12 protein-coding genes are annotated in these 12,523 nt (G+C 41.8%); 2 read left to right on the top strand and 10 right to left on the bottom strand.

What is annotated here, in order from left to right; translation table 11 throughout:
* Positions 1-52: 52 nt before the first annotated feature.
* From tilS to CQA49_RS02485, 6 genes are all read right to left on the bottom strand, one after another.
* Positions 53-1,132 (bottom strand): tRNA lysidine(34) synthetase TilS, encoded by a 1,080-nt coding sequence (gene tilS, locus CQA49_RS02510; protein WP_181882588.1) that lies wholly within the window; start codon positions 1,130-1,132, stop codon positions 53-55.
* Positions 1,133-1,140: 8 nt separating this feature from the next.
* Positions 1,141-2,550: an aspartate ammonia-lyase gene (aspA, locus tag CQA49_RS02505; protein WP_115574392.1), complete on the bottom strand. Its 1,410-nt coding sequence runs from the start codon at positions 2,548-2,550 to the stop codon at positions 1,141-1,143.
* 134 nt (positions 2,551-2,684) lie between these two features.
* Positions 2,685-4,100 (bottom strand): hypothetical protein, encoded by a 1,416-nt coding sequence (locus CQA49_RS02500; RefSeq protein ID WP_115574391.1) that lies wholly within the window; start codon positions 4,098-4,100, stop codon positions 2,685-2,687.
* A gap of 30 nt (positions 4,101-4,130) precedes the next feature.
* Positions 4,131-4,736 (bottom strand): UPF0323 family lipoprotein, encoded by a 606-nt coding sequence (locus tag CQA49_RS02495; protein ID WP_115574390.1) that lies wholly within the window; start codon positions 4,734-4,736, stop codon positions 4,131-4,133.
* Positions 4,737-4,857: 121 nt separating this feature from the next.
* Positions 4,858-5,064, bottom strand: a complete 207-nt coding sequence (locus CQA49_RS02490) for a hypothetical protein (protein WP_115574389.1) — start codon at positions 5,062-5,064, stop codon at positions 4,858-4,860.
* A gap of 192 nt (positions 5,065-5,256) precedes the next feature.
* Positions 5,257-6,345, bottom strand: a complete 1,089-nt coding sequence (locus CQA49_RS02485) for a hypothetical protein (protein ID WP_115574388.1) — start codon at positions 6,343-6,345, stop codon at positions 5,257-5,259.
* A 103-nt stretch (positions 6,346-6,448) separates the two neighbouring features.
* On the opposite strand from CQA49_RS02485, the gene CQA49_RS02480 reads away from it, so the two are divergent.
* On the top strand, positions 6,449-6,955 hold the full coding sequence (locus tag CQA49_RS02480) for a peptidylprolyl isomerase (RefSeq protein WP_115574387.1): 507 nt from the start codon (positions 6,449-6,451) through the stop codon (positions 6,953-6,955).
* Between the two features lie 27 nt (positions 6,956-6,982).
* On the opposite strand, the gene CQA49_RS02475 is transcribed toward CQA49_RS02480, so the two are convergent.
* From CQA49_RS02475 to fliI, 4 genes are all read right to left on the bottom strand, one after another.
* Positions 6,983-8,218 (bottom strand): HD domain-containing protein, encoded by a 1,236-nt coding sequence (locus CQA49_RS02475; RefSeq protein ID WP_408938901.1) that lies wholly within the window; start codon positions 8,216-8,218, stop codon positions 6,983-6,985.
* Positions 8,219-8,257: 39 nt separating this feature from the next.
* Positions 8,258-8,434: a hypothetical protein gene (locus tag CQA49_RS09985; protein ID WP_181882587.1), complete on the bottom strand. Its 177-nt coding sequence runs from the start codon at positions 8,432-8,434 to the stop codon at positions 8,258-8,260.
* A gap of 71 nt (positions 8,435-8,505) precedes the next feature.
* Positions 8,506-9,543, bottom strand: coding sequence for a UDP-glucose 4-epimerase GalE (galE, locus tag CQA49_RS02470; RefSeq protein ID WP_115574386.1), 1,038 nt, complete (start codon positions 9,541-9,543; stop codon positions 8,506-8,508).
* 73 nt (positions 9,544-9,616) lie between these two features.
* On the bottom strand, positions 9,617-10,987 hold the full coding sequence (gene fliI, locus CQA49_RS02465; protein ID WP_115574385.1) for a flagellar protein export ATPase FliI: 1,371 nt from the start codon (positions 10,985-10,987) through the stop codon (positions 9,617-9,619).
* Positions 10,988-11,078: 91 nt separating this feature from the next.
* On the opposite strand from fliI, the gene tig reads away from it, so the two are divergent.
* Positions 11,079-12,488 carry a trigger factor gene (gene tig / locus CQA49_RS02460; protein ID WP_115574384.1) on the top strand — a complete coding sequence of 470 codons (1,410 nt, stop codon included), beginning with the start codon at positions 11,079-11,081 and terminating at the stop codon, positions 12,486-12,488.
* The last annotated feature ends 35 nt before the right edge of the window (positions 12,489-12,523 follow it).

Raw genomic sequence — 12,523 nt, 5'->3', positions numbered from 1 at the left:
CTTGCTTTATGCGCTTATAATTTTTGCTTCATTACAAAATCTACCCAAACTTTTAAGATTCCAAAGAATCTAGCATTTTCTTTAAAGCCTCTAACTTTTCATCAACAATTTCAGCTTGAAAAAGCACAGGGCGGATTTTTGGCGGGATTTTATAAAGGCGGTATTGCTCTTTTATCTTTTTTGGCATTGCGCGAGGTGGGGGAAAATTTTTGCGCGCAATAAAAAGTAATTTTCCCACACAAGCCACCACAAAACGCCCGCCAAGCTCGCAGTCAAAGCCACTTTTGAGCACTTCTTGCCGCTGTTTAAAACTCATCACATAGCCTAGATTTTTAAGCACAAAATCCACATTGCGCATATCTTTTTGACTTTCTAAATATTGATTTTCCGCGCACTCATTTTCTAAATATTGATTTTTTGAGTTGCGCGCGCATACAAAGAGGTTATCTAAAATTTTTTCAACGCTTTGCGCGCCTTGCGAAAAAAGCGCATTTTGAGAATCTAAGATTCTAAAACTTTGCAAAATCCCTTTTGGCGCGCATTCAAGAAGCTTGTTAGAAAAATTATGACGAAAAAAATTCCGCTTAAAGCGCAAATCCTCATTGCTTGCATCATCAAAATATTTTATCCCTCTTTGCGCCACATACGCGCAAATCTCTTTCCTGCTAGATTCTAACAATGGACGCACAAGCCTAATGCCCTCAAACTCGCTCACACACTGCAGTGACAGCAAGCCCTCAATCCCGCTTCCGCGCGCTAATTGCATTAAAAACCACTCTAATCTGTCATTGAGCTGATGGGCTAAAAGCACATTTTTATAGCCCTCGTTTAAGCAGAGATTCTTAAAAAACTCATAGCGCACCGCGCGCGCGTTATGCTCGAAATTTGCGTGGATTTTTGGGGCGTTTAGAACATGGGCTTTTTTGCCATATTGCGTTGCTAGCTCTTGCGCGTAGGCGACTTCTAGCTTAGATTGCGCCCTTGTGGCGTAATTGACAATGGCTATATCAAAGCTCACGCCCAAATCTTTGAGTAAAAAAAACAGCGCGCTAGAATCCACCCCGCCAGAAAACGCCAGCAGATTCTTGCAATCCTTGAAAAGCTCTAAATGCAGTAGTTTCAAAGCATTCAAGCACAGCCTTATTTTTTGATACTGTGCATATGTGCTTGCAGCATATTTTGAGGCTTGAAAATCTCATCTAGCTCCTCTTTGCTTAGAAGTTTATGCTCTAAAGTCAAGTCATACACGCTTTTGCCAGATTCAAGCGCTTCTTTGGCGATTTTTGCGGAATTTTCATAGCCGATGTATGGATTTAGCGCGGTTACAATACCAATGCTGTTGAAAACAAAATTCTTGCAAACTTCCTCATTTGCGGTGATTCCATCGACGCATTTGCTAGCTAGTGTGCGGAAGGCGCGCTTCATCATCGCAATGGAATTAAACAAACTATACGCAATCACAGGCTCAAAGACATTGAGTTGCAATTGCCCCGCTTCAGCCGCAAGCGTGATTGTCACATCATTGCCAATGACGCTAAAGCACACTTGATTGACAACTTCTGGGATCACGGGATTAACCTTGCCGGGCATTATCGAGCTTCCGGGTTGCATTTTAGGGAGATTGATTTCATTAAGCCCTGCGCGCGGACCTGAGCTTAAAAGGCGCAAGTCGTTGCAGATTTTCGACACTTTGCTTGCGACGCGCTTTAGCACGCCACTTATTTGCACATACGCGCCGGTATCTTGCGTGGCTTCAATGAGATCGCTTGCGGTTACAAAAGGGCGGTTGGTGACTTCTTGAAGCTTTTTTTCCACCACTTTTGGATAATCTGGGTGCGAGTTTATCCCCGTGCCTATGGCGGTGCCACCGAGATTTATTTCACGCACAAGATCTTGGGCTTCTTTCACGCGCTGGATATCCTCTCCTAGCATCACTGCAAAAGTGCGAAACTCCTGCCCCAAAGTCATAGGCACCGCATCTTGAAGCTGTGTGCGTCCCATTTTTAGGATATCTTTAAATTCAAGCGCTTTTTTTTCAAAAGAATTTTTAAGAATCTGCATAGATTCTGTCAATTCAAAAAGTCTCTCATACAGCGCCACACGAAGCGCGGTGGGATAGGCGTCGTTGGTTGATTGAGAGAGATTTACATGATCATTTGGGTGGCAAAACTCATACTGCCCCTTTTTGTGTCCCATAGATTCTAACGCGATATTAGCGATGACTTCATTTGCGTTCATATTTGTGCTTGTGCCAGCCCCGCCTTGTATCATATCCACCACAAATTGTTCTTTAAACTCCCCCGCAATAATCCTCTCGCACGCCTCCACAATGGCATTTTTAATCTTTTCATCTAATAATTTTAGCTCGTAGTTTGCCAGCGCTGCAGCTTTTTTCACCTGTGCTAGGGCTTTGATGAAGCTAGGAAAATTGCTCAAGCGCTCATGGGTGATATTGAAATTCTCCACCGCGCGAAATGTCTGAATCCCATAATACACGCTCTCTTCAATCTCCAGCTCACCGATAAAATCATGCTCTTTTCTTGTTTTCATTACATTCCTCCTTGCACCTCTTTATAGATTTTAGATGTTTAGAGTATAGCTAATTTGTGCGAAAAAATTGTTAGTTCTTTGAGTAGAGTGGGTAAAATCCGAGATTTAAGGCGCAAAATGTAAGGCTCTAAGCCCTAAATCGCCATACGCACGGCATCTGAAAGTAAGTCTGCATTATGCGAAGGGACAAAAAACTGCACGCCCAAATCGCGCGCTTTAAGCATAAAATCAGAATCTTGATGCTCGGGCATAAGGATTATAAAGCACACTTTGGAATCTTTTTTGGTGACTTTGTATTTGCGGATAAAATCAAGCGCGCTGACATTTTCATTACGCCAATCCATCACTACGATATCATATTGATTCGCGCACAACTCGTTAAATGCGGGGATCATCTGCTGTTGCACTTTCACCGAAATGCAAGAATCCACTTTCAAAATAATCTGCGTGTCGCGGTGAGAATCCGCGCTAGATTCTCGGATAATTAGCACATTGCGTTTGCTTACTTGCTCCAAATAATGAAGCAAGTCAAAAAGCTCTCTACTTCGTGCGCTAAGCTTTGACTTATCAAGTCCGCGCAAAAAATAATGCAAGAAAGTTTTTGAGCTATAGCCCCCTTCAATCCCCGCATCACGGAAAAATCGCTTGATAATCTCGCTTCTTTTCGCACGCCCCCATAAAAAAGAATCCAAATCAAACGCCTTCGTATCAAGCAAAGTAATAAAATGCGTGCGGATATCCTCTTTCATAGGTTTAAACACTTCAGAAAATTCCTCTAAATGCGTGTCTCTAAATCTTTTCAAACGCTCAGTTGTCTTTACCAAAAGCTCTTTTTGCACCGCAATATATTGCAGCAAATCCACATAGCGCTTGCGCATAGCCTTTACTTCTTTTTCTAGCTCCGCCTTAGAGCCTTTGGTATTTTTGAGCGCAAATTCAGATTCTTCAAGATTCTTGCTTAATGGACGCACTTGCGCTTGAGCGTTATTGAGCGAGCTTTGCGTCATCTCAATTAAATCCTGCGCTTTCAAATACGCACTTTGGCGGTTTAGAAAGATTTTTTCAAAAGAATACTCAAGCGCATAAGAAGTTTTTTTAATGTAGTTTTCATATTCTTTGTAAAGATTTAAAATCTCCTGTCGCAAGGCTTTTAAAGCCGGATTTGCAAGTGCGCCGTCCATTTCGCACAAGTCATTATACGCAGTCAAAATAAAACGCTGTGAGCGCAAGAAATCAAGGCGCGGGTGGTTTGCGACAAATTCTTTATAATTTTCCAAAATGCTATTCTCACGCGCAAAAAATTCTAAAATGCACTCCTCCGGGCTTTTTGTCATAGGGATTTCATTAGGATCTACAGGCTTTGGCTTTGGGCGGATTTTTATCACCTCGCCCTTTTCGACATCAAATTCAATCTCTTCTTTTGCCACCAGCTCGCTTTCTTTGCCTTCCCACAATTCCAAATCAAAGAGATACTCGCGCTTATTGACAGCCTGCTGTATCTTGCCCTGCTTTTTTTGTGTATCGACTTCTAACAAAATCCCTTGCAACATTACCTTTTTCCTTTTGTGATACTTTGAAAGTTACGCGCCCATAGAGCTTGAAGTGCTTCTGCTAGTATTTGAGCTATTGCCAAAAAATCCACTTTTTGCGCTGGTGCTTTTGCTTGCGCTTGAAGTGGTGCTTTTAGCAGAATTTGAAAAGCTATTTTTACTGCGCTCATAGGCTTGTGGGGATTTGTAGTTGCGTTGGGCATTTGCTTTGTAATTTGCGTTGTTAAAAAGTTTATTGCCAATGTAGCTTCCTAAAATCGCGCCCGCCGCAGATGCCAAAATCGCGCCACCAAGTCCCAGCCCACCGCCATTTGGATTAGTAAGCTCGCTTGTGCCAGAATCTATTTTTTTCTCCTCCACCGCGATGAGACTATCAATCTCCTCTTGACTTAGCATGCGCTCGTTGCCATCTTTGTCTTTGAGCATTACGCGCGTTGTATCGCTGGGATACTCCTCCAGCACTTTATAGCTGCCATCTTGTTGCTCCTCAATGATGACAAATGCGCCATTTTTTATCGCTTGAGATTGCAAAACCTTAGAATCCTTATTGCTATCCTCACAGCCTTGCAACGCAAACGCCACAGCCACGCCTAGCGACCCTACCATCGCATAATCTTTGATTTTTCCTAGCTTCATTGTGCTTCCATTTAATGGGGATTTTAGAAAGGCTCAATTATATGTTTTTCTCTTTTTTTTGTCAATTAAAGATTTTTAGGTGCTTTGTTTAGGGCGATTTGTTTGCCTCTATTTGGCAATTTTAAGCATCAAGCCCCTTGATAATGTAGCGATTTTGTAAATCTAGCCCGATAAGATAGCATTCCGCACTTTGCAAATCTATCAAATAGCATTGCTCGCCACCCTCTATCGCAAAGCGCTCGCTCGGATACACGCTCAACCGCGCCCTCACTTCCTCTATATCCGCACACACCGCGCTAAAACCAAACATCACAAGTTTATATTTCATTTTAATTCCTTTTGATTGTATCACTCACAAGAGCAAAGCCCTTGTGAGCTCCGCTCCAGCTTCGTTACACTTCGCTTTCGCGCACATATTTTACCTTTTTTGGTTGATGAGAGTGTAAGATTCTATCGCGCTATTTGGTATTTTGAGAATCTATAGCTCTTAAATTGTATCGTCGATAATTCTTAGGTTTTCTTACAAGTGCGTTTGGGGGCATTTGAAATTAAGCGCATTATCTTGCAAAACCCCATGATAGTGCAAAGAGCATAAAAATTCTTGTATGAGTTCTCTTTTGGCAAAAATTGGTTGATTGTTTTTATCCTTCGCGCTAAGGATTCCCAAAAACACCCCATCACTGCTAAAAAATGCCCTACCATACGCAAAGTCATCATACACCGCGAGCAAATTTTGAGAATCTTGCATATCTGAAATTGCCACTTCCGCGCCTTGCACGCCACTTTTTGCCTTTGTGAAGTCACCATCTTCAAGCGCCTTTGGGACAAAGGAATAATAACTTTCCACAAAAGCATAAAAAATCGTAGAATCTTTTGCGTTATTTTCTAGCGCGCTTTTGTTTGAAGTGGTTTTGGGCGTAGATTTTTGCGCGCTCATTGTATTAAAAGAGCTTTTTTTGGCAAGTGTTGGGTTTGCAAAAATATCTACAAAATAGCGCTTTTCTATCCTGTCGTGATAGTAGCTTTTTGCGCGCACATGGCAATAATCATCAGTTGATGCGATGGATTCTAAAAGCGCGAGATTATTTTTCATATCCACAGCTTTGACATTGAGCTTGTTTGTGCAGATAAGCACGCGCGCGCTGGAATCTTGCATTTTGGTGTAAATGGTTTTTGGGATAAGCTCCTTGTCATAGACAATCTGCGCAGAAGTGATAAACAAGCCATTCTCTAGCATCGTGCCAAAGCCAACTCTCTGCGAGCCATCGCTAAAATACACCTCAATAATTGCCGTGGCATAAATCCACTTTGGTAAAGGGTGTTCTAGCATATATTGCTGTGGAAGGAGGTTTTGTGGCAAAGTGGGATTTGTAGGATTCTCATTTTCTTGCGTGGTATTTTGGGAAAAAAGCGAGCTAAGAAAGTGAGAATCTGCGCTCGATTCTCTATTTTTTTGAGAAAATTCTTGCGTTGATTCTGCATTTTTTTCAAGCCATTCAATCTCTTCTGGTTCCCCTAATTCTTCTAGCGCCACATCGCCAAACGCGTGTGTGCTAAGTAAAAGCAATAAAAAAACAATTACAGAAAGTTTTTGAAAAAAATTTTGCAAGTTTTTCCTTGTGATAAAAAATTTTAAGCTTAAATAATTGGCTATATCGGTAAAATACGCGCTACCTTTTATGACTTAAGGAATTTTATTTTAGGAGTAATCAATGGAGGCACTCAAAACCTTTGAAATCAATCAAGACGCGCTGGATAAGCTAAATTTTGCGCTTATTACGACAAGTAAGGGGCAGATTCTCATTAAGCTTTTTCCACAAGATGCACCACAAGCGGTTACAAACTTCGCAACTTTGGCAAAAGAGGGCTTTTATAATGGGCTAAATTTTCATCGTGTGATTAGCGGATTTGTCGCGCAAGGTGGCTGTCCAAAGGGCGATGGCACCGGCGGTCCGGGATATAGGATCAAATGTGAAGTTACAAACAACCCAAATCAGCACAAGCGCGGATCTCTCTCCATGGCGCATGCTGGGCGCGATACAGGCGGAAGTCAGTTTTTTATTTGTTTCGCGGATCAGCCGCATTTAGATGGTGAGCACACGGTGTTTGGGCGCATTATGCCAAATAAGCGTGAAAGTCTCAAAGTGCTAGATTCTCTTAAAATGGGCGATAAGATAGAATCTATTGAGATTTTTGAAGATGAGCCAGATGTGAAGTAAAATTTTGTGCTTTTAGGGATTTTTTGGTTACTCAAAATCCCTAAATAGCGCGCCTAAATCAACCCCACAAAGCTCTTTTTGCCCGCATTTTTCAAGCAGTCCTTGCGCACCTTGTGTTAAATCTTGGCTTGAGATTCCATGTGCGATTGAAATTTTTGCTTCCAAAAACGCGCTTAGATTATCGCAAAGCTTTAAAAATTCCCCACAAATTGGCTCAAATTTATCTTCGTTAAATTTCGCAAAAAGTTCCTGCGCGCTTGAAGGCTTATGCGGGAAGCAGTCAATTTTGTAGCGATTGCTAAATTCATCTTCTGTGAAATAGCGGATATCATCTTGTATATTATGCGGGACTTTTGAGAGGATTTTTTCGCCCACTGCTTGGGATTCTATGGTTTTGATAAATTCATCTAAGCCCTTGATTGTGTGCTTGATTGGGGAGATAATATCGCGCGTGAGGATTTCTGGCAAATCGTGGAAAAGCCCACAAAGGAAGTGGTTAATGCGCATTTGCGGACAGCATGGCAAATCATAGCTTAGTAAATACGCGCTTAGTGCGACGATGAGCGTGTGTCCTAGCACAGAAGTTGCGGGGATTCTAGGCGTTTGACTCCAGCGCTTTTGGAATCTTAGCTGCCCAAACATCGTAATAAGCTCTCTTGTGTCCTTATAAAGCATGATTTTTTTCATACCAGCCAGCTCGTAATGCTCCTCAACTTGGCGATCGATAATATCTTTAATATTTTGCACATCATACATTTCGGGGTTAAAGCGATAGATGATGTCAAATTCCCATTTTGAAGCGTAATAATGCGAGGCTTTGAGAATCTTTTTTTCCAAATTTTCCTTATGCGAGGTGAGGTATTCGCCCATTTTTGGGAAAAATTCATATTCGCCCAAATCAGATTCTAAATTTTTTAGCACAAATTTTACAAGCTCATTGTTATGCGTTTTGACAAGCTGATGAAACACCGGGGGCTTGATGTCTGTCAGCACCACGCGCTCGAAAAATTCAAAGCAAAATTGCAAAATAAGGCGCTCCCAATCAATTTTTGCGCCATTTTCTAGCTCTTCATAGCGGGCTAAAAGATAGGCAATGACGATTTTATGCGCTTGTTTATCAAGCTCGACAAATTCAACCGGCGTGGCTTGATCATTCCATCGGCGGATACTTGCAGCGATAAAAATCTTGCGCAAAAGCGCGCCTTTTAAGCGCGGGGATTTTAGCTGATTTGGCGGTGTGGTAGGCATTGTAGATTGTGACATAAATTAGACTTTGTTTTAAGCTTAAAGATTTTTAGGAAATTACTTTCTGTAATAATCCCCGCTTACATTGACGCACTGCTGCTGGCATTCTCCTTTAGCGCAGATTGTTTGGCATTCAAGCGCTTGATATGAGCCTACAGGCTTTGGCTTCCCACACGCGCTAAAAGCAAAGATTCCACAAATGCTAAAAATCCCTATGATAAAAAGTTTTTTCATACATTTTTCCTTAGATTCTAATAGATTTTATAGAATCTCCTAGCATTTTTAGTTCCATAATTTATAAGAATTTAAAATGCCTTTTCCCACTCATACGCACTTTTGATGATGAAGGCTAAATCATCAAATTGTGGCTTCCATGAAGTAAGACGCTTTATTTTGCTATTATCTGCTACTAAAGTCGCTGGATCGCCCGCACGCGGGGCAGAATCTATGACTTTGAAATCCACCCCGCTCACCTTTTTCACCATTTCTACCACTTCGCTCACACTATAGCCCCTGCCATAGCCGACATTGAAAATCTCGCTTTGCTTGGTGGATTCTAAAAATTCTAACGCGCAAAGGTGGGCGCTGGCTAAGTCATCGATATGGATATAATCGCGCACGCAAGTGCCATCTGGCGTTTTGTAGTTTTTGCCAAAAATGCTCATACCTTCTCTTTTCCCGCTTGCGCATTCACAAGCTACCTTGATGAGGTGCGTAGCGTTTTTGCTCCTTTGTCCTAAACCGCGCTTAGATTCTAAAAGCTCTTGTGTATTCGCACTGCTCGCACCTGCAACATTGAAATATCGCAAAATCGCGTAATTAAAGCTCGGATTTGCGATATGCGTATCCATAAGCACGCGCTCGCTCATCATTTTGCTTGCACCGTAGGGATTTATTGGCGCGAGTGGGGCAGATTCTGTAATTGGGATAAGTTTAGAATCCGGCTCGCCATACACCGCAGCAGTCGAGCTAAAGATAAATTTTTGGATTCCATGTTTTATGCAAAGCTCGATTAAAAGCGTGGTATTAAGCGTGTTGTTTTTGTAATACACCAACGGAAGGCTCACAGATTCGCTCACAATGAGTGACGCGGCAAAATGCACCACCGCGCTAAAATTATACTTTGCAAAAAGAGAATCTAGCTTTGCAAGCTCGCTTAAATCGCCCTTTACAAATTCCACGCAGTTGGGGAATATAGACTGCAAGTATTCGTAATTTTGCGCAAAACCCGTGCTTAGATTATCATAAATGACAATTTTACACTCATCTATATTGCGCAAAAACCAAAACGCGCTATGAGAGCCGATATAGCCACTCGCACCGGTAAAAAGAAAGGTTTGCATACTAGAATCCTTTGAAAATAAAGATTTGAAGGTAAAGTTGCAATTTGCAAAAAAGGCATATTGTAGCAAAAATCTAGCTCATAATCACTTGCAGCTGCTCTAAAGTTTTGCTAAATTCCCACTTTTGCTTTAAATCTTGAGTAAGAAAATCCTCCATCAGCGCCTTTTTACTAAGCGCTTCATCAAGCTCGGGATCGCTTCCTTTTTGATACGCGCCGATGCGGATAAGCACTTCATTTTCTTTTAATAACGCATACAAGCGCCGAAACTTCCGCACAGCTTGTAAATGTGCGGGGCTGACAATATCATTTAAAAGCCTTGAAGCAGAAGAGAGAATCTGAATAGGCGGATAAATCCCAAAATCCGTAAGTTCGCGCGAAAGCACGATATGTCCGTCCAAAATCGAGCGACTTTGATCCGCAATCGGATCGCTTAAATCATCGCCTTCAACCAAAATCGTAAAAAATGCCGTGATTGAGCCCACACCTTCTTCCTTGCCCGCGCGCTCCATGAGTTGAGGCAAAAGTGTGAGGGTTGAGGGCGGATAGCCTTTGCTTGTTGGTGGCTCACCGAGGGATAGTCCAATTTCTCTTTGCGCCATTGCAAAACGCGTCACAGAATCCATAATAAAAAGCACATCATTACCAAGTTGCTTGAAATACTCCGCAATCGCCATCGCGCTAAAAGCGCCGTATTTTCGCATAAGCGGGGAATCATCACTTGTAGCAACGACGATAATAGTATTTGTCAAATCATTGCCGAGATTTTTTTGCACAAATTCTGGCACTTCTCTTCCGCGCTCGCCAATAAGCGCGATAACCTTAATTTGTGCTTGCGCGCCTTGCACGATCATTCCCATAAGGCTAGATTTCCCAACTCCTGAACCTGCGAAGATTCCCATCTTTTGCCCTTTACCACAGGTGAGCAAACCATCGATACTTTTCACCCCAACGCTAAAAATCTCATCTATCACACCGCGCTTCATTGCGCCTATGGGCGGACGCATAAGCGGCGTAGTGTCGGTTGTGAGAATGGCGCCTTTGTTATCAATTGGCACGCCTAGCGGGTTAATAATGCGTCCTTTGAGCGCATCGCCCACAGGGATTTGCAAGCCCGGATTCACAATCCGCACGATATCCCCGCTTTTGCGCCCTTCCACAAAGGAAAATGGACTTATCAAAAAAGAATCTTCTTCAATCGCGCTCACCATTCCTAATTCTCTGTCTTGTTCTCTGCCTAATTCCCCGCCTTGCCCTTTTTGGTGGCTTTGTACTTGAAAGTCTTCATTTTGAGAATCTTTAGAGATAAATTCCACGATATCGCCTACACTTGGGCGGATTCCATGTGCGACAATCATATTTGGCATGACTTTTATCACATTGCCAAAGCTGGGGGAAAGATTGATATTGTTTTTGAGTTTTTGGCGGATTTGTGAAAGTGGCATATATGCGTCCCTTTGTAACAATAATCTAAAATTTAAGAATCTTTTGCTAGAATGCGCGCGCATTATACTTCATAACTCATTAAGGAAAGATATGGATTCTACAACTTCTACTATCAACACGCAAAAACACAACTCCGCAAATGCAAGCGTGAGCGGGAATATCTCCAAAAAGACTTTGGAAGAAAAGATTGAAGGTGTGATTAAAAAAATCGCAAAAAACATAAAGCTTGATGGATTCAGAAAAGGTAAAGTGCCAAAAAACCTCATTCAATCGCGCTACAAAGAGCAAATCGAGCAAGATTCTAAGCAAGAGGCGATTCAGGATTTACTCACAGAGGGCGCGAAAAAATTAGGCATCTCGCACACGCAGATTCTAGGGAATCCAGCGATTACAAAGTTTGAGGAAAAAGACGGACAAATCGATGTAGAGATAAAAATCTCACTCACACCAGAATTTAGCGTGGATAAGGCGCTTTCTTGTGTGCCAGAAGTCAAACTTCCAGCGGTGAGCAAAAAGCAAATTGATGAGCGCTTAGAAGAAATCGCAAAATCGCGCGCACCGCTTAAGGAAATGCCAAAAACACATGCACTTGTGAAAGACGATGTAGCGACAATTGATTTTGAAGGCTTTATTGATGGGAAGGCGTTTGAAGGTGGCAAGGGAGAGAATTATAATCTTAGCATTGGCTCAAATCAGTTTATCCCCGGTTTTGAAGATTCTCTTATTGGTATGAAAACAGGGGAAAATAAGACAATCAAAGTGACTTTTCCAAAAGATTACAACGCAGCGCATTTAGCGGGCAAAGAGGCGGAATTCAAAGTCAGCGTGCATAAGATTTCACAAAAAGAGTTGCCAAAGATTGATGATGCGTTTGCAAAATCTGTGCTTGGGGATTCTGGCACATTGGAAGGGTTGAAAGACGCAATAAAAGAGCAATTAGAAGTGGAAAACAAAACAAATGCTTATAATAAGGAGTTGAAAGAAAAGCTCTTAAATGCGCTTATTAAGGAGATTAGCTTTGATTTGCCAGAGCTTATTGTTGAGCAGGAGATGGATATTTTATTCCGCAATGCACTAAATGCCATCGCGCCAGAAGAGTTTGAAGAGATTAAAAATGATGAGAAAAAAGCCAAGGCAAAGCGCGATAGCTTCAAAGAAGAGGCACAAAAAAGCGTGCAGGTAACTTTCATCATGGACGCACTTGCAAAGAAAAATAACATTGCCATTTCAGATAATGAAGTGTTGCAGACAATTTATTATGAATCTATGATGATGGGGCAGGATCCAAAGGCGATGATGGAGTATTATAAGGCAAATAATCTTTTACCAGCGATTAAAATGGCTATGGTTGAAGATAGAGTGCTAAACTTCTTGCTTGATTCTAAATTAGAAGATTCTAAGAAAGCTAAAGATTCTAAAACTTCACAAGAGGATAAAAAAGAAGCGCAAAAAGAGGGGCAAAAGCCAAAAAGCGCGCCAAAGACGACAAAAGATTCTTAAAATAGATTTAAATTTAAAGATAAAAAGGACGGATT

It is taken from the genome of Helicobacter sp. MIT 00-7814 (assembly GCF_003364115.1).
GTDB lineage: Bacteria > Campylobacterota > Campylobacteria > Campylobacterales > Helicobacteraceae > Helicobacter_F.
The sequence above is the reverse complement of the archived record's forward strand: the minus strand, read 5'-3'. Positions and strand labels throughout refer to the sequence as shown.